At 54.1% G+C, this 16,332-nt stretch carries 18 protein-coding genes; 13 read left to right on the top strand and 5 right to left on the bottom strand.

Annotation, left to right across the window (positions count from 1 at the left end):
- Positions 1–244 precede the first annotated feature (244 nt).
- Complete coding sequence (locus BUB55_RS12840) at positions 245–919, top strand: hypothetical protein (protein ID WP_143153068.1); 675 nt, start codon at positions 245–247, stop codon at positions 917–919.
- A 6-nt stretch (positions 920–925) separates the two neighbouring features.
- On the opposite strand, the gene BUB55_RS12835 is transcribed toward BUB55_RS12840, so the two are convergent.
- Complete coding sequence (locus tag BUB55_RS12835) at positions 926–1,498, bottom strand: methylated-DNA--[protein]-cysteine S-methyltransferase (protein ID WP_073192104.1); 573 nt, start codon at positions 1,496–1,498, stop codon at positions 926–928.
- A 25-nt stretch (positions 1,499–1,523) separates the two neighbouring features.
- Positions 1,524–2,390 carry a carbon-nitrogen hydrolase gene (locus BUB55_RS12830; RefSeq protein ID WP_073192109.1) on the bottom strand — a complete coding sequence of 289 codons (867 nt, stop codon included), beginning with the start codon at positions 2,388–2,390 and terminating at the stop codon, positions 1,524–1,526.
- 81 nt (positions 2,391–2,471) lie between these two features.
- Here BUB55_RS12830 and BUB55_RS12825 point away from each other — a divergent pair, with 81 nt between their 5' ends.
- The gene (locus BUB55_RS12825; RefSeq protein WP_073192102.1) at positions 2,472–4,166 is read left to right on the top strand and encodes a proline--tRNA ligase; all 1,695 of its coding nucleotides are present in this window, start codon (positions 2,472–2,474) and stop codon (positions 4,164–4,166) included.
- A 234-nt stretch (positions 4,167–4,400) separates the two neighbouring features.
- On the opposite strand, the gene aspS is transcribed toward BUB55_RS12825, so the two are convergent.
- Positions 4,401–6,194 carry an aspartate--tRNA ligase gene (gene aspS, locus BUB55_RS12820; RefSeq protein ID WP_073192100.1) on the bottom strand — a complete coding sequence of 598 codons (1,794 nt, stop codon included), beginning with the start codon at positions 6,192–6,194 and terminating at the stop codon, positions 4,401–4,403.
- A gap of 321 nt (positions 6,195–6,515) precedes the next feature.
- Between aspS and BUB55_RS12815 the strand changes: the two genes are divergently transcribed.
- The 11 genes from BUB55_RS12815 to BUB55_RS12765 all read left to right on the top strand — a co-directional run bounded on the left by BUB55_RS12815 (position 6,516) and on the right by BUB55_RS12765 (position 15,334).
- Positions 6,516–7,118: an ATPase gene (locus BUB55_RS12815; protein WP_073192098.1), complete on the top strand. Its 603-nt coding sequence runs from the start codon at positions 6,516–6,518 to the stop codon at positions 7,116–7,118.
- Positions 7,119–7,151: 33 nt separating this feature from the next.
- Positions 7,152–7,688 carry a DUF2764 family protein gene (locus BUB55_RS12810; protein ID WP_234971938.1) on the top strand — a complete coding sequence of 179 codons (537 nt, stop codon included), beginning with the start codon at positions 7,152–7,154 and terminating at the stop codon, positions 7,686–7,688.
- 17 nt (positions 7,689–7,705) lie between these two features.
- The gene (locus BUB55_RS12805) at positions 7,706–9,463 is read left to right on the top strand and encodes a V-type ATP synthase subunit A (RefSeq protein WP_073192093.1); all 1,758 of its coding nucleotides are present in this window, start codon (positions 7,706–7,708) and stop codon (positions 9,461–9,463) included.
- Positions 9,456–10,757, top strand: a complete 1,302-nt coding sequence (locus BUB55_RS12800; protein WP_072799621.1) for a V-type ATP synthase subunit B — start codon at positions 9,456–9,458, stop codon at positions 10,755–10,757. Before BUB55_RS12805 ends, BUB55_RS12800 begins: the two co-directional genes overlap by 8 nt.
- A 1-nt stretch (position 10,758) precedes the next feature.
- Positions 10,759–11,391, top strand: coding sequence for a V-type ATP synthase subunit D (locus BUB55_RS12795; protein WP_073192090.1), 633 nt, complete (start codon positions 10,759–10,761; stop codon positions 11,389–11,391).
- On the top strand, positions 11,388–13,316 hold the full coding sequence (locus BUB55_RS12790) for a V-type ATP synthase subunit I (RefSeq protein ID WP_073192088.1): 1,929 nt from the start codon (positions 11,388–11,390) through the stop codon (positions 13,314–13,316). The genes BUB55_RS12795 and BUB55_RS12790 overlap by 4 nt, the downstream gene beginning before the upstream one ends.
- 39 nt (positions 13,317–13,355) lie before the next feature.
- The gene (locus BUB55_RS12785) at positions 13,356–13,811 is read left to right on the top strand and encodes a V-type ATP synthase subunit K (RefSeq protein ID WP_083532182.1); all 456 of its coding nucleotides are present in this window, start codon (positions 13,356–13,358) and stop codon (positions 13,809–13,811) included.
- Positions 13,812–13,829: 18 nt separating this feature from the next.
- Positions 13,830–14,285 (top strand): V-type ATP synthase subunit K, encoded by a 456-nt coding sequence (locus tag BUB55_RS12780; protein ID WP_072799628.1) that lies wholly within the window; start codon positions 13,830–13,832, stop codon positions 14,283–14,285.
- A 134-nt stretch (positions 14,286–14,419) separates the two neighbouring features.
- Entirely contained in the window at positions 14,420–14,635 is a 216-nt protein-coding gene (locus tag BUB55_RS12775; protein WP_073116476.1) for a DUF3791 domain-containing protein, read from the top strand.
- Positions 14,632–15,117: a DUF3990 domain-containing protein gene (locus tag BUB55_RS12770; protein WP_073192085.1), complete on the top strand. Its 486-nt coding sequence runs from the start codon at positions 14,632–14,634 to the stop codon at positions 15,115–15,117. The genes BUB55_RS12775 and BUB55_RS12770 overlap by 4 nt, the downstream gene beginning before the upstream one ends.
- Before the next feature lies 1 nt (position 15,118).
- Positions 15,119–15,334 (top strand): hypothetical protein, encoded by a 216-nt coding sequence (locus BUB55_RS12765; protein ID WP_073054022.1) that lies wholly within the window; start codon positions 15,119–15,121, stop codon positions 15,332–15,334.
- A 152-nt stretch (positions 15,335–15,486) separates the two neighbouring features.
- Here the strand turns inward: BUB55_RS12765 and BUB55_RS12760 are convergent, their stop codons facing one another.
- Both BUB55_RS12760 and BUB55_RS12755 read right to left on the bottom strand, forming a co-directional pair.
- Positions 15,487–15,717, bottom strand: a complete 231-nt coding sequence (locus tag BUB55_RS12760) for a hypothetical protein (RefSeq protein WP_073192083.1) — start codon at positions 15,715–15,717, stop codon at positions 15,487–15,489.
- A 54-nt stretch (positions 15,718–15,771) separates the two neighbouring features.
- Entirely contained in the window at positions 15,772–15,987 is a 216-nt protein-coding gene (locus tag BUB55_RS12755) for a DUF3791 domain-containing protein (RefSeq protein WP_073192081.1), read from the bottom strand.
- Positions 15,988–16,332: the final 345 nt, after the last annotated feature.

The raw sequence follows: 16,332 nt of genomic DNA, 5'->3' as shown, positions 1-16,332 counted from the left end.
TTGCTTGGTGTTTTTTTGCTGAACCAAATTTACAAGTTGGAGACCACCTTTTTCTTTTTGGTTGCAGAAATTTCAACTAACTTTGGGGCATCTTCGAATTTGGGATTTCGTCTATATAAATGGGACTTATTGGGGATATAAAGAAACTGACGACTTGGAAAGTTCAAGCTCATCGGAGTTCTCTGAAAAAAAGGGATATACCGACCTTCCAGGAAAGCGTCTACTTTTGATGTTGAGGTGACAAATGAAGAAGATAGCTTTAGTGATTATCGTATCTGCTGCTCTTTATATAGTCGCCTGTTCTTTGGAAGATTCTTGGCCAATTGCAACAACTGATCCGCATAGCTCGGAATGTTCTTATGTTATGAAAAAACATTCAAAACGAATGATAATGGAGATACACTTAAAATGCGCATATGACAGGACATGTAAATCAAGTATTGATTTTGGCCCATCTATTGGTGAAAAATATAATGATTGTAAAGTTGGAAATTATGAATATGAATTTGTGACTGAAAAGTCAAAAAAGAAAATTCGTTTAAATAGTTGGGATTCTCTTGATGTTTATCCAGATAATCATGTGTATTTTTCGCTATTTGATACCACTGGTGCAGAAAAAAAATATGATATAGATTTATCTGCGTTTGTGAATTCTTATACGTTGCGTGAAGATTCTGCAGATATTCTTATACCAGAAAATACAAAATATATTGCAATAAAATGTCCTGAACAAAAAGGTCTTTTACTTTGCTATTATTACAATGATTCCTTGGTCAATAAAATGGTGACTGTGGGAATAGGTGATGGCTGGAGCCCATATTTTTATATTAAATCATGGATTAATTACACAACAGAATATGGGGCGGATTCTATATCAATCTCATCAAGTATTGATTTAGTAAAAGACAACCCAAAATAAACTAAGCTATTCCAGGGCGAGTTCGTTCTGGATAGCGCCTTCCATGCAGAGCAGCCGGCGCTTGATGTCGGTGCCGAGCGCGTAGCCGCTAAGTTTTCCCCTGCTGTTGATGACGCGATGGCAGGGGATTATTATAAGCATCGGGTTCTGGTGAAGTGCGTTGCCTACGGCGCGTTCGGCGCCCGGGTGCCCGATGGAATCGGCGACCTGCTTGTACGTACGCGTCTCGCCATAGGGAATCTCGCGGACCTTCTCCCAAACGAGCGTCTGGAAATCCGTGCCGTGCATCTTGATGGGGACGCTGAATTCCTTGAGTTTTCCGGCGAGGAAGCTGTTGAGTTCGCGGACGGCCTTGGAGTACACCTGCGCGGTGCGGCCACGGACCTTAGCCTCGCTTTCGGGGCCGGCGTAGGCGCATGCTTGCACGCTGCTCGGGCGCACGGCAGCGCTGTTGCCGTCTTCGTCGGGCGTCGCGTTGAAACGGAGGCCGCAAAGCTTGGCCCCTTCGAACGTGAATACCCATTCGCCCCACACGTTCCTGTGGTGTACGACGGTAAAGCGTGAATCCGTGAAATCCATGACCTGAATATAAATTATTCAGGCCCTAGTCGTTTCCCCAGATTTTCAAGATGTCCTGGTAAAGGTCTACGCGGCGGTCGCGGAAATGCGGCCACCAGCGGCGGTTTTCCTCGGTTTCGGCCAAGTTGACCTCGACAATGCTTGCTCCCAGGAAGTCGACGTCGCATTTGTGCATCAGGAATCCGTCAGGAGCGGCCACGAACGAGGTGCCCCAGAACGTGAGTTCGCCCTCGGTACCGATGCGGTTGGCCGAAAGCACGAACGTGCGGTTCGCGATGGCGTGCCCGCGCATGACGGTCACCCAGCTGTCCTGCTGGCGCGGGTAGATTTCCTTGGGTTCGGACTTCATCCAGCCGATGGCGGTGGGGTAGATGAGGATGTCGGCGCCCTTGAGGCTCATGATGCGGGCGGCTTCGGGGAACCACTGGTCCCAGCAGATGAGCACGCCGAGCGTCCCGGCCGAGGTCTTGATGGGCTCGAAGCCCGTGTCGCCGGGGATAAAGTAGTACTTCTCGTAAAAGGCGGGATCGTCGGGGATGTGGCTCTTGCGGTACAGCCCGGCGATGCTGCCGTCACGTTCGAACACGAAGGCGCTGTTGTGGTAGATGCCGCGGGCGCGCTTCTCGAAGAACGGGAACACGATGACCGCCCCGATTTCCTTGGCGATGCCCTGCCACTGCTTTACGAGCGAGCTATCCTTCTCGATAGCCATGTCGAAAAAGTCGGCATTCTCCTCGAATGGGAAATACGGCGTGTGGAACATTTCGGGCAGCACGACCAGGTCGATGCCCTTGCCCTTGAGCGCGAGCGCCTGCTCTACGTACCATCTGTTGTTGGACTCGGCATCGCCAGTCCACTTGCCTTGCAGCGTGGCGGTCTTGATCTTGTTCATGCGATACAATTTAGAAAAGCGCAAGTGCGCGGGGTTCCGTTTTTTCTAGATTTACGCCGTAAAATTTAAAAAGGCAAAAAAATGAAACTCTCCAAGTATTTTTACGTCACGCTCCGCGAAACGCCGAGCGATGCCACCATGCCCAGCCACATCTTCCTCATGCGCGGCGGCTACATCAAGCCCGTTTCTACCGGTATCTACTCCATGATGCCGATGGGTTTCCGCGTGATCCAGAAGATTGTGAACATCATCCGCGAAGAAATGAACAAGATTGGCGGTATCGAAGTGGACCTGCCGGTGGTGCAGACCGCTGAACTCTGGAGCGAATCGGGCCGTTACCAGGCTATCGGTGAAGAGCTCCTGCGCTTCAAGGACCGCAACAACCACAACATGGTGCTCGCCATGACGCACGAAGAAGCCATGACCGACCTAGTGCGCTACGTGCTCAACAGCTACAAGCAGCTGCCGGTGATGCTCTACCAGTTCAAGACCAAGTACCGTGACGAAGCCCGTGCCCGCGGCGGCCTTATCCGCGTCCGCGAATTCCTGATGAAGGATGCCTACAGCTTCCACACCAGCCAGGAAGACCTGGACCGTCACTACCAGGAAGAATACGACGCCTACCTGCGCATCTATCGTCGCGTGGGCATTGAACCGGTGGTGGTGCAGAGCGATACCGGCATTATGGGCGGTAAGGTCGCTCACGAATTCATGCTCGACACTCCGAACGGCGAAGACTACTTGATTCTCTGCAAGAAGTGCGGCTACCAGGCCAACCGCGAAATCGCCAAGTTCCAGCGCGTGCCGTTCAAGGGCGATGAAAATGCGGCTCTTGAAAAGGTCGCCACGCCGAACAGCGAAAGCATCGACGAACTCACCAAGTTCCTGAACGTGCCGGCCGAATCGATCGCCAAGTGCGTATTCTTCGACTTCGAAGGCAAGCTCATCACGGTGGTGGTTCCGGGCAACCTCGACGTTTCCGAAATCAAGCTCCACAACTTGCTGAAGGCGAAGGAACTCTACCCGGCCGAAGACAGCCTCATCAAGGCCTGCGGCATGGTTCCGGGCTTTGCATCCCCGATTAATTCTCACGACACGCGCATCATCGTGGACGAAGCCATTGCCGATTCCTTCGACCTCGTGACCGGTGCTAACGAAGAAGGCTTCCACTTCAAGCATTGCAACCCGAAGCGCGACTTCCCGAAGTTCGAAGTGGCCGACATCGCCGAAGCGAGCGAAGTCTGCAAGTGCCCCTGCTGCGGCGAGCTCCTCACCGAGACCCGCGGCATCGAAATGGGCAACATCTTCAAGCTCGGCACCAAGTTCTCCGAATCCATGGGCGCCAAGTTCCTCACTGCCGAAAAGACAACCGCTCCCGCCATCATGGGCTGCTACGGCATCGGCGTGGGACGCCTCATGGCCTCCGTGGTGGAAAACAGCCACGATGACTTCGGACCGATTTGGCCCAAGTCCATCGCTCCGTTCCAGGTGGAAATCGTCCCCATCGGCAAGGAAGCCGAACTCGTGGAACTCGCTGAAAAGTTCGAAAAGGAACTCGAAGCCGCCGGCATCGACGTGCTCGTGGACGACCGCGACGAACGCCCGGGCGTCAAATTCAAGGACGCCGACCTCTGGGGCTCTCCGGTGCGCATCGCCATCGGCAAGAAGGGCCTCGCAAATGGCGAAGTCGAATGGAAGTTCCGCAACGAAAAGGAATTCTCCATGGTCAAGGTCGAAGACGTTGTCGCCAAGGCGAAGGCCTACTTCGCCGAGTAATTGACGATGTCATCCCCGCGAAGGCTGTCATCCCCGACTTGGTCGGGAATCTCCTTTTTATAAAAGCGTAAAAAAGAATCCCGCGGAACGTTCCGCGGGATTTCTTCATTATTGAAAGGGAGGTGCCCGCCCGGAGGCGGGCATGACACTCTCGGCTTACTGGCACTCTTCGAGTGCAGTAATCTTCGCCTCGGTCATGCCCAAGTAAACTTGGGCGCGACTCTCGGCTTGCGATTACTTCTTGTCCGCTTGCTTAGGCATCTGCACGGAGATGTGGATGTCCTGCAGCTGCTGGAGGTCCACTTCGCTCGGGCACTGGTCCATCGGGCTAGAAGCACTCGTGTTCTTCGGGAACGCGATGTAGTCACGGATTGATTCTTCACCTTCCATAGTAGCGACAACGCGGTCGAGACCGAAGGCAAGACCGCCGTGCGGAGGAGCACCGTACTTGAATGCATCGACGAAGAAGCCGAACTTTTCCTTCACCTGTTCTTCGGAAAGGCCCAACAGGCGGAACACCTTCTCCTGGACTTCCGGGTTGTGGATACGGATAGAACCGCCACCGATTTCCACGCCGTTCAGAACAAGGTCATAAGCTTCGGCGTTGCAATCCTTCAGGTTGCCGCCGAGCATCATGTCGAGATGTTCCGGAAGCGGATTGGTGAACGGATGGTGCATGGCCATGTAGCGGCCTTCGGTGTCGCTGTATTCGAACATCGGGAATTCGGTAATCCACACGAATTCGCGCTTCTTCGGGTCGCGGAGACCCTTGATGCGGGCGACTTCCAGGCGCAGCTGGCCCATAGCCGTAGCGGCAACCTTTTCCGGACCGGCGATGAAGAACATCATGTCGCCGCACTTGGCGCCGACGGCATCGCGCAGTTCGTTGAGCTGTTCCGTCGTGAAGAACTTGCCGACCTGGGTTTCCACTTCGTCGTTTTCCTTGACGCGCATCCACACGAGGCCCTTGGAACCGTACTTGCCCACGTAGGCGGTGAGTTCGTCAATCTGCTTGCGGGTGAAGTCCACGCAACCCTTGGCGGCGATACCGCGGATCTTGCCACCGGCGGCAACGCAGTTCTTGAACACACCGAATTCGGACTTGGCACCGATTTCGGAAACATCGTGAATCTCGAGGTCGAAGCGGAGGTCCGGCTTGTCGGAACCGTACTTGAGCATGGCTTCGTGCCACTTCATGCGGCGGATCTTCTTGGGCGGTTCAAAGTCCCAGACCTTGCCGAGCACTTCGGTCACGAACTTGTCGAACATCGCCATCACGTCGTCCTGGTCCACGAAGGACATTTCGACGTCGATCTGCGTGAATTCCGGCTGACGGTCGGCGCGGAGGTCTTCGTCGCGGAAGCACTTGGCAATCTGGAAGTAGCGGTCCATGCCGGCAATCATCAAAAGCTGCTTGTACTGCTGCGGAGACTGCGGGAGGGCGTAGAACTTGCCCGGGTTCACGCGGCTCGGCACCAGGTAGTCGCGGGCGCCTTCCGGAGTGGACTTGCAGAGCACCGGCGTTTCGATGTTTTCAAAACCGTTAGCGTAGAAGAAGTCGTACACGGCCTTGAGGAAGCGGCTCTTGAGCAACAGCTTCTTCTGGATCCACGGACGGCGGAGGTCCAGGTAGCGGTACTGCAGGCGCAGGTCGTCGTTTTCCTTGCACTCTTCGTTCGGGTCGTTGATGGCGAGCGGGGAGGTGAGGGCCGCGTTCAGGATTTCAATCTGGTCGATCTTGACTTCGATTTCGCCCGTGGCGAGCTTCTCGTTCGTGTTGCCCTCTTCGCGGGCGTAAACCTTGCCGGTCACCGTAATCACGTATTCGTTGCGGAGCTGTTCGGCAGTCTTCATCACGTCGGCATTGTAGTCCGGGTTGAAGACGATCTGGGTCTTGCCATACTTGTCGCGGAGGTCCACAAAAATCACACCACCATGGTCGCGGCGGCGATCCACCCAACCGGCGAGTGTTACGGTCTGGCCAACATCTGCCTTGCGAAGCTGGCCGCAGTTATGAGTACGTTTCATGTTAGTATCCTTTGGATAGTTTTTTCGGCGCAAAATATAGAAAAAAGAGTATTAGTTGTTGACATAGAGGGGGTGGAGAGCAACGAAGTGCGAACCAGGGGGAGGCTTACCCCTTTTTAGGGCAAGGTAAACTCGTTTTTACGTTAAAAAAGGCATTTTATCGCGAAAAAATGCGATTTTGTCCATTATTTCAAAAAATTTGCGCTTTTGGGGAGCCTTTTAAAAAAATTGCGTGTATATTACTAACGAAATTTTCTGGATTTGGGCCTTTAGGGGCGTTTTTTGCCATGGGTCCGTCCGGGAATCGTAATGGAGATATATATGGCAGAAGATTTGCAAGCCCTTATGCAACGCATCCAGAAGGATGCCGTAGATAAAGCAGAAAACGAGGCAGCGGCTATTATCGCTCGCGCCAAGGAAAAAGCAGCCGAAATCGTGAAGGCTGCCGAAGCCGAAGCCGCGGCAAAGCTCGAAAAGGCGGACAAGGACGCCGAAGCGTTCACCGAACGCAGCGAACGCACCCTGGAACAGTCTGCCCGCGACCTTCTCCTTTCTGTGGGCAAGAATCTTGAAAAGATGATTTTGGACCTGCTCAACCTCCAGGTGGAAAAGTCCCTCGACGAATCTACCGTGAAGGACATGCTCAAGACCCTTGCGAAGAACTATTCCTCCGACATCGAAGTGGATTTCTCCGAAGCCGATGCCAAGAAGCTTACATCCTTTGTTACGGGCGAATTTGCCAAGGAACTCGGCAAGGGCGTCAAGGTCGAAAGCGACAAGGGCGTCAAGTTCGGCTTCCGCATCAAGCTCGATGGCGGCAAGGTCACCCACGAATTTACAGAAGCTGCAATGGCCGACGCTCTTTCGGCCCTGCTCCGTCCGCAACTTGCCAGAGTGGTAAACGCTGCCGCACAGGCGAAGTAACGCGGGTACTTGATGAGCAGTCCTTCTTACTTGATGGCATCTCTTCCGATGATTGAGTTCGGCGATGCAGCCCCGCTCAGTATGGAAGATTTTCGCCACCGCTGCATCGGTGTGCTGTCCGATTCGGAAATCTCCGCTTTGGACGCCCTTCTCGATGACGGTGAATGCGAAGAGTGCGACGACGAGTTCGTGCGCGCCTACAAGGCCCACGAAATCCAGATGAAGAACGTTTCGGGCAGGCTCCGTGCAAGCGCATGGGGGCCCGATATCCGTTTTACGGAAAAGTCCTTCCCGGGTTACGATGTCGCCTTTGCCAAGATGATTCAAGATGCGTTTGCCAAGTCGAATCCTATGGAAAAAGAGCAGGATATCGACAAGGCCCGTTTCTGGCTTGTGGACTCGCTCGCGGGAGTGGGCGAGGGTACCGTCAAGCATGTTTACGCTTATGCGATCAAACTGAAGATTTGTGAACGTTGGGCGCGCCTCTCCGAACAAGCGGGCGACGCTGCCGTGTTGAATGTTATTAATGCAAACGATCCTGCATACGCCTCTGCGGCGGCACAGGAATGACCGGAGGTCCATTTTCAATGGCTAGTATCGGAAAAATCATCGGCGTCAACGGTAACCTGATTCGCGTCAAGTTCGAAAGCGCCGTGTCCCAGAACGAAGTGGCGTATGCCAAGCTTACTCAGAAAAACAAGGACGGCAAGTCCGAAGTCATCCCCCTCAAGAGCGAAGTCATCCGTATCCGCGGTGACTACGCCGAACTCCAGGTGTTCGAAGACACCACGGGCTTAAAGACGGGTGACGAGGTGGAATTCACCGGCGAACTTTTGTCCGTAGAACTTGGCCCCGGCCTCTTGACCCAGGTCTTTGACGGTCTGCAGAACCCGCTCCCGAAGCTTGCCGAAGAATGCGGCTTCTTCCTGCAGCGTGGTAAGTACTTGAAGGCGCTCCCCCGCGACAAGAAGTGGGCGTTTACCCCGGTCGCGAAGGTGGGCGATGTGGTGGTCGCGGGCGATACGCTCGGCACCGTTCCCGAAGGCGTGTTCACGCACCGCATCATGGTGCCGTTCCGCCTGCTGGGCAAGTGGACTGTGGAATCGGTCTCCGCCGCTGGCGAACATGTGGTTGAAGATGTGGTCGCCAAGCTCAAGAACGATAAGGGCGAAACCCAGGACGTGACCATGGTGCAGACCTGGCCGGTGAAGATGCCGATCAAGGCCTACGAAGAACGCCTGCGCCCGAGCAAGCCCCTTACCATGCAGCAGCGCATTATCGATACGTTCTTCCCCGTGATGCAGGGCGGTACGTTCTGTACGCCGGGCCCCTTCGGTGCCGGCAAGACCGTGCTCCAGCAGCTCATGAGCCGCTACGCCGACGTGGATATCGTGATCTTGGCCGCTTGCGGTGAACGTGCAGGTGAAGTGGTGGAAACCCTTCGCGAATTCCCTGAACTGATTGACCCGCGTACCGGCAAGTCCCTCATGGAACGTACGCTGATTATTTGTAACACGTCTTCGATGCCGGTGGCTGCTCGTGAAGCTTCCGTGTATACGGGCGTGACTCTCGCCGAATACTACCGCCAGATGGGCCTGAACGTGCTCCTCTTGGCTGACTCCACATCCCGTTGGGCACAGGCTCTGCGTGAAATGAGCGGCCGTCTGGAAGAAATTCCGGGCGAAGAAGCCTTCCCGGCCTACCTCGAATCCGTGATTGCCGCCTTCTATGAACGCGGTGGCGTGGTTCGCCTGAAGGACGGCTCTACCGGTTCCGTGACGATTTGCGGTTCCGTGTCGCCTGCAGGTGGTAACTTCGAAGAACCGGTGACCCAGGCTACCTTGAAGGTGGTGGGCGCATTCCTCGGCCTTTCCCGTGAACGTTCCGACCAGCGCCGCTTTCCGGCAATCCACCCGTTGGATTCTTGGTCCAAGTACGAAGGCATCATCGATTCCAAGAAGGTTGCCGAAGCCCGTCACATCCTCGCAAACGGCGTGGACGTAAACAACATGATGAAGGTGGTGGGCGAAGAAGGTACCTCGATTGACGACTTCGTGATTTACCTGAAGTCCGAATACCTCGATGCCGTTTATCTGCAGCAGGACGCCTATAACGAAATCGACGCCGCTTGCTCTGCTGAACGTCAGAAGTACGTGTTCGATAAGGTTTACACCATTCTCAAGACCCCGATGAAGTTCAGCGAAAAGGACGTCGCTCGTACGTTCTTCCTTAAGCTCACTCAGTCGACGAAGGACTGGAACCGCGTCAAGTTCGATTCCCAGGAATTCAAGGATCTTGAACAAAGTATTTTCGCTTCCGTGAAGGAGGTTTCCGCTAATGCATAATGTGGCATACCATCGTATTGAACGCATCGCCGGTTCCGTGATTACGCTCCGCGCCGAAGGTGTAGCAAACCAGGAACTTGCCCAGGTGACAAGCTCGTTCGGAACATCCCTTGCCCGCGTGATCCGTATCGACGGCGACATGGTGGACTTGCAGGTGTTCGCAGGTGCCCGTGGTATTTCGACTGACTCCGAAGTGCGCTTCCTTGGCGAACCGATGAAGGTTCCGTACAGCGAAGCCTTGCTTGGCCGCGTGTTTAACGGTGCCGGCAAGCCCCGCGACAACGGTCCCGAAGTGGACGGCGAACGCATTACTATCGGTGGCCCTTCCGTGAACCCCGCCAAGCGTATCATCCCGAAGACGATGGTGCGTACGGGTATCCCGATGATCGACGTGTTCAACACGCTCGTGGTTTCGCAGAAGCTCCCGATTTTCTCTATCGCCGGTGAACCTTACAACGAACTCTTGGCTCGTATCGCCTTGCAGGCTGAAGTGGACGTGATTATCCTCGGCGGCATGGGCCTGAAGCACGATGACTACCTGTACTTGAAGGACTTCCTCGAAAAGAACGGTGCCCTTAGCCGTACGGTGATGTTCATGCACACCGCCTCTGACCCGATCGTGGAATGCTTGCTCGTGCCGGATGCTTCTTTGGCTGTGGCTGAAAAGTTTGCTACCGAAGGCAAGAACGTGCTCGTGCTCCTCACCGACATGACGAACTTTGCAGACGCCATGAAGGAAATCGCTATTACGATGGAACAGATTCCGTCGAACCGTGGTTATCCCGGCGACCTTTACTCTCAGCTTGCTAGCCGTTACGAAAAGGCTGTGGACTTCGAAGGTTCGGGCTCCATCACCATTCTGGCTGTGACGACCATGCCTGGTGACGACGTGACTCACCCAGTTCCGGATAACACCGGTTACATTACCGAAGGTCAGTTCTACCTGCGTAAGGGCCGTATCGAACCGTTCGGTTCTCTGTCTCGTTTGAAACAGCAGGTGAACGGCAAGACCCGTAGCGACCACCGTACCATCATGAACACCATGATTCAGCTGTACGCAAGCTACAAGGAAACTTTGGAAAAGCAGTCCATGGGCTTCAACATGAGTAACTGGGACCAGAAGCTGTTGAAGTATGGCCAGCGTTTCGAAAGCGAAATGATGGACCTTTCCGTCAACATTCCGCTGGAAAAGGCTCTGGACCTTGGCTGGGAAATCCTTGCTGACTGTTTCGCACCCGAAGAAACGGGTATTCCGACCAAGATGATCAACGAATATTGGCCCAAGAAGGGGTAATATGGCGAAGGTCAAGTTAACTAAAAACGCCCTCAAGGCGGAACGCGACGCATTGAAGCGCTTCCAGCGCTATCTGCCGACGTTGCTGTTGAAAAAGCAGCAGCTGCAGATGGAAATGCGCACGCTCCAGGAGAGGGTGATGGCAAAGCGAGAAGAGGAGGACAAGCTCCGCAAGAGCATGGCTTCTTGGATTTCGCTGTTTGCCGAACCCATCGAATGGTCAAAGTACCTGTCGGTGAAGGAAGTGCGCCAGGGCGAAGGTAACATCGCCGGCGTGAAGATTCCGACATACGACGGGGTAGACTTTAATATCGCCATTCCGGATTTCTTCACCACGCCCGTGTGGCTGGACGACGGTATCAGAAGCCTTCAGGGCCTGATTTCGCTGCGTCTGGAACGCCGCGTGCTCGAGCGTCAGTACGAACTCCTCTCGAAGGAACTGCGTACCACGAGCCAGCGCGTGAACCTGTTCGAAAAGGTGAAGATTCCCGAAGCGAAGGAAAATATCCGCGTTATCAACATCTTCCTGGGCGACCAGCAGACGTCCGGCGTTGCCCGCAGCAAGCTTGCTAAGGGTAAGGCTACCGCCCGTACCGCTGCCCAGGATGCACTCGCGAAGGAGGCCGCCGCATGATTACTCCTATGAAGAAAGTGACGGTGCTGACGGTTGCTAGTGCAGTTGAAGAGACGCTCCAGGCGCTCCGTACGCTTGAAATTTTGCACCTCACGCCCCTCAAGGCGGCTGCAGGCGCCAAGCTGAACAAGGTCCGCGGCGAAATGAACCGCGTGCAGAAGGCCTTGGAAGTGGTGCCCGAAAAAGCCCCGAAGGGTGTGACTCCTGTGAAGGAAGCCGCTCCGGCTGCAAGCCTTATCGATGAAATCCAGAATCTGGTTGCCGAAAGCAAACAGGCGGAAATCGACAAGGAACAGGCCGAAGAGGAACTCACTAAACTTTCCATGTTCAAGAACCTGGACCCCGCAACGGCAGCTGCCTTGCAGGCGAAGGGTATCTATGTCAAACTTTACCAGCTCCATGACGGTAAAATCCCGTTCGAACTCGAGGGCGAAGGCTCTATCGAAGAATTCGGCCAGGATGAAAACGGCAAGTATGTGGCTGTCGTGAGCAGGGGAGAAGCCCCTGTCGCCGTGAAGGGGAACTTCACCGAACTCACGATGCCGCAGAAGTCCCTTGCCGAATACCGCGAAATGGAAGCGAAAGCCAAGGAAACGCTTGCCCGCGTCGAGAAACGCCTGGGTGAACTTTCGGGTGCCCGCGAATCTATCGAGGACAAACTCCTCGAAGTGGGTGACGACTACCGCATGGTCGAAGCCGAAGCCTCGATGGTGGGCGACAAGAACGTCGCTGCCGTGCAGGGCTTCTGCCCGGCTCCGCGCGTCGGCGAACTCGAGAAGGCCGCCCGCGAACACGGCTGGGGCCTCCTGGTGGACGACCCCGCCGAGGACGACGATATTCCGACGCTGTTGACCTACAGCAAGCTCAGCCGTCCCATGCAGTTCCTGTACGACATCATCGGCATTTCGCCGGGGTACAAGGAAGTGGATGTGTCGAGCGTGTTCCTTTGCTTCTTCAGCATCTTCTTTGCGATGATTGTGGGCGACTCGGCTTACGGCCTGTTGTTCCTCGGTCTTGCGCTCTTTGCCCGCTCCAAGATGCCGAAGGCGAACCCTGCTGGTTTCCACTTTATCTACCTCATGAGCATCGCCACCATCGTGTGGGGTGTCATCAACGCAAGCTTCTTGGGACTTAGCCCAGCGCTTGCGGGGTGGACGTATTACCTGGACATCACCAACTACGGCTGGTTGCCTGAACCGCTGAAGAACGCGATGCTCTGGATCCGCACCAGTGCCCCGACTGACCCTGCGAAGTTCGAAGCCTACAAGGCCTTCGCCCAGTCGATTACGCTGCTGCCCGATAGCTTCGTGCCGAAGGCGGCGGGTGCCTCCCAGATGCAACATATCCAGCTGTTCTGCTTCTGCATCGCCGTGGTCCACCTGAGTATCGCTCACGTGTGGAACGTCTGCGTGCGCATCAAGCGCAAGGACTCCACGTTCATGGCGCAGGTGGGCTGGCTCATCGGCTGCTGGGTGATGTTCTTCCTGGCCTGCCAGATGGTGCTCGGTATCGATATGCCGAAGTTCGTCATCCCGATGTTCATCGTGGAAGCCGTACTTCTGGTGCTCTTTACCGTGCCGCCCAAGAGGCTCAAGCAGGACTTCATCAGCATTCCGATGCTGGTGCTCGACGTGGTGAACAGCTTTACCGACGTGATCAGCTACATCCGTCTGTTTGCTGTGGGCATGTCCGGTGCGGCCATCGCCGAGGCGTTCAACGACATGCTTTCGCCGCTGTTCGGCTCCGCTGTCGGTATCGCCGGGGCTGCCTTCCTGCTGCTCTTCGTGCATGGCCTGAACATCGCGCTTGCGGTCATGGGCGTCGCCGTCCACGCCGTACGTCTTAACACACTCGAATTTTCAAATGGACTTGGCCAGGAATGGAGCGGATTCGCGTTCGCACCATTCGCCAAGCAGAAAAATTAAACCAAGGGATGATTCCCGCTACTTAATGAGGAAAAAACAATGGAACCGAATACAATGGTTACTCTCGCTAAAATGGGTGCTGCTGCCGCTCTCGGCATTGCGGCAATGGGCTCCGCCCTTGGTTGCGGAACGGCTGGTATGTCCGCCATCACCATGTGGAAGAAGGCTTATGCCCAGGGCAAGAGCGCTCTCTTCACCTTGCTGGTGTTCGTGGGTGCCCCGATTTCCCAGACGATTTACGGCATGCTCCTGATGAACTTCATCCTGAGCAAGGCTGCCGAATCCGGCTTTACCAACTGGGGCGGCTGCCTCGGTGCCGGTATCTTCGGCGGTCTCGGTATGATGGCTTCTGCCTGGTACCAGGGCAAGTCCGCAGCTGTGGCTTGCGATGCTCTCGGTGAAACCGGCAAGGGCATGGTGAACTACCTGATGGTCTTGGGTATCGTGGAAACCGTGGCCCTGTTCGTTCTCGTGTTCTCCATGATGGTGCTTTAATCCAGCGAGGTAACACGTATGGATCAAGCTCAACTTTTAACGCTCGCGAAACTCGGCGCGGTGGCGGCCCTGGGCCTTGCCGCGGTGGGTTCTGCGCTGGGCTGCGGGACTGCCGGCATGGCGGCCATCGGTGCCTGGAAGAAGGCGTATCTCAAGGGTAAGAACGCGCTGTTTACGCTGCTCATCTTTGTGGGCGCGCCGATTGCGCAGACAATCTACGGCATGCTCCTGATGATGTACATCCTGAACAAGTCCCAGGCGGCTCCGGCCAACTGGGCGGCGTATCTCGGTGTGGGCATCTTCGGTGGCATCGGCATGATGGCATCTGCCTGGTACGTGGGCAAGTCCGCTGCGGACGCCTGCAACGCCCTCGGCGAAACCGGCAAGGGCCTCGTGAACTACCTGATGGTCCTCGGCGTCGGCGAAACCGTCGCACTGTTCGTCATGGTGTTCTCGATGATGCTCGTGTCGTAGGGATTGTGGCGGGGCAGTGCCCCGCGTATGGTGTCATCCCCGCGAAGGCGGGGATCTCCTTTTCAAGAATAGCGGGGCATTGCCCCGCACCCTTTTTTTATAATTGGACTGCGAAAAACAATTAGGATTAGACCATGGTTCAGGAATCTTTTGAATTTGTCGTGTATATGATTCACGCTTGCGCAAACAAGTGGAATCGTTTGCCGTCTTTTGTGTATCGAAAGCTGGCTGAATCAGGCTGTATTCAGAAATTCCTTGTTCCCAATTACGAAATTTTGCATACGCAGAGCACTGATTTCGTCGTCAGCGATATTGAAGAATATCTGAACGTCCGTAAGGTGGCCATATGATCGTCTATCATGGTTCGAACGTTGTTGTTGACAAGCCGGATGTTGAGCATTCTTTTCGACCGCTTGATTTCGGAAAGGGATTCTATGTCACGACGGTGCGAGAACAGGCTGTCCGTTGGGCGCACAGGAAAATCGATATTCTAAAGGATGGGAACCTGAAGCCGATATTGAATGTCTATGACATGGACGATGTCCCTGCCGCACTCTCCGTTAAGACGTTCCCCGATGATTTAGAGGAATGGATTGATTTCGTGTGCAAATGCCGCGATGGTTCCTTGGAATATGCCCAATACGATGTAATTATGGGCAAGGTCGCAAATGACAAGGTTTTCCGTGTTGTGGATATGTATCACTCCGGTATCTGGGATATGTCGCGGGCATTGAAGGAAATAAAGGCTTATCCGACTTACGACCAGATCGCCTTTATCACGCAAAAGGCTATTGATGCGGTCCTGAAATACAAGGGTTGCGAAGAGGTGTAAAATGGTAGACGAAGATGTTCTGGAAAAAGTCTATCAGGAACGCCTGGAAGAGCGCATTATTGCGCATCTTGCGCAGGTGAAGAACTGTTCGCTAGAACAGGCGATGGATATGTATTATAACAGCGAACTGGCTGACAAAATCCATCAAGGGAAAGATGGAATCCAGTATCTGGACTATAAGGTCTTGGTGCAGATACTTGTTGATATGGGAGGTTAAGCCATCTTGGAGATAATCTCTGCGAATTCGTCATTGTTCGCCAGGGCAATTTCGGAAAGAATGTCGGAAAAGATGTCGGATAGCACGCTCGGGTACCTGAGCCCGGTAGAGTATAGGTTGAAAAGGCTGGCCGCGTAAGGAGCCGGCTTAGGCTAGACTTCGAGTTGAGTCAGTTTCCCGTTTTCCTGTTCCGCCTTGAATATGTCGTAGACATAGGGAGAACTTTCAAGGTAAAGTCCGGTTTCCAGGTCAACCAACTTGGCGAATGTTTCAGAAGCGTAGAACCTACGCATAGCCTCGATGAGAGAGAGTTTCTGGTCTTCCATCACATACGAGATGATGTCTCCCGTTATGAGTTCAGCAAGCATTTTTGGCTTAGACATGGGCCGACTCCTTCTTTTTCAACAGCGCAATCGCTTTTTCTGAGTGGAAGAGAATCACTGTATCTTCCCTCCGTTCTGCTGGCTGACTAGCGTCAGGTCGTTGATGGCGTCTTCAAATGAGAGTGTATGCTCCACATCGTAGAATTCGACAAGGAAATCCATCGCTCCGTGATTGCATAGATAATCAAAAGCCTGCTTTTCGGTGAGGCTCTTGTTTGCGGCGAACTCGTTGACGCATGCAACGGTATATCTGATCTGTTTCTTGTCCATTTCTTATGATAATATACATAAAGGTTAGAGTGTGGGTTCGGTTTATCAGCGATTTTGAGAAAATTAATCGGGATTCTACGGTGCGTGTCGAATGTAAAAGACGATATGGAGAAAAATACGTAAGGGGGCCGGACATAATAGATATGTGGGAAAGACATTTTAAGGAAAAATATGTGGCTGTACCACAACGGGGCAAGCATAGTCTCAAGGAATTCACCCGTATGCGCGAGATTGTCTGCGATTATTATCTGGTAGTGTCAAGGGTTTTTCGCAAAAATAGTTTGTTCCAACATCAGATTTAGGCTACATTTCCTTTCTTTCTGCTCTTTTCCAGTTCCCGTTTCA

Source organism: Fibrobacter sp. UWP2, assembly GCF_900141705.1.
Classification (GTDB): domain Bacteria; phylum Fibrobacterota; class Fibrobacteria; order Fibrobacterales; family Fibrobacteraceae; genus Fibrobacter.
This window is presented reverse-complemented; position numbering and strand designations above follow the sequence as displayed.